The following is a 1,136-nucleotide window of genomic DNA, read 5'->3' as shown; positions in this document are numbered from 1 at the left end:
GCCTTACTAACCACTTTGCCAAGAGGCGTTCTCTTAGCAAAAGCACCACCTACTGCAACCACCTTATCAGCAATAGTCGCATTCGCATCTAGAACCGTTTCCGCCGCATCAACAAAGTCTTCAACTCCGATTAGCGAGTCCATTGTATCACGTAAAGCCTCATTTCTAACCTCTTGATCCATCTCTCCAGCTAAGTCTTCATTACCCCACTTATATTTTTGGGATGGCGGCTCTATTGTAGGCCCAACTTTCGGCTTTACTTTCGGCTTTACTGTAGGCTCAACTTTGGGCTCTCCTACTTCCTTAGGTTTGTTCGTACCACCAGTACCTGGGTTACGTTCAGGATCTCTGTCACGACCTGGATTTCTGTTGCTATTGGAATTATACCTACCGTTATCTCTCGGCGGATCGTACCTACCTATTCCATCTCTTATACCAGGTTCAGAGATTCCCGCTCCCTCGATCGCACGAAAACCCGTCGGATCCGTATACTTGAGCGGATTATTCATCACATAAGCATAACGGTTAAAGCTATTTGTGACATACGGCGCTTGAATGATGGGATCGGGGCTAATAAATCGACCTAGCTCCTGATCGTAGACACGACCATTCATATGTACTAAGTCAACCTCGACTATTTCTTCATGCCCTGTATATCCTCGGTTTGTGATTGCGGCTTGTACCACATCTAATGGACCATCTTCACGCCAGAGGACATTACGCTTTTTACCCCAAGTATCATAACTACGACGCTCTACGACTAAACCATAACCATCGGTGATCATGTCTACTGAATTCAGCGCGTCGTAATGCAGATAACGTACTTGTTTATCTTTAAGGCTATTGTCTGCCTCTTTTGTCTGTGTATTCAGAGCAATGAGCTTACCGTCGGCATAAATAAAGTGTTTATGCTGCACGATGCCTGTATTGGTGTCGGTTACACGCTCATAGGTTTTTCCAAAGTAGAAGGTTTCGATTCCATCACTGTTCTTTTTCAGATAACGGTTATGGTTAGCATCATAATAGAATTCGACGGTCTTGCCGTTACGGGTGATTTTGCTCGGCTTGTTAAATTCAGTCCATTCGAGTTCACGCTCATTCTCGGTACTGTTATCCGCTCGTGCACGTAGCATATT

At 44.9% G+C, this 1,136-nt stretch carries 1 protein-coding gene; it reads right to left on the bottom strand.

Annotation, left to right across the window (positions count from 1 at the left end; genetic code table 11):
- Positions 1–1,136, bottom strand: a 1,136-nt coding sequence (locus tag QTN95_RS20765) for an RHS repeat domain-containing protein (protein WP_331418867.1), incomplete at both ends; no start/stop codon positions are given.

This window comes from Vibrio sp. M260112, from assembly GCF_036533775.1.
Lineage (GTDB): Bacteria > Pseudomonadota > Gammaproteobacteria > Enterobacterales > Vibrionaceae > Vibrio.
Note: the sequence above shows the minus strand (reverse complement) of the source record. Positions and strands in the feature narration are given on the sequence as shown.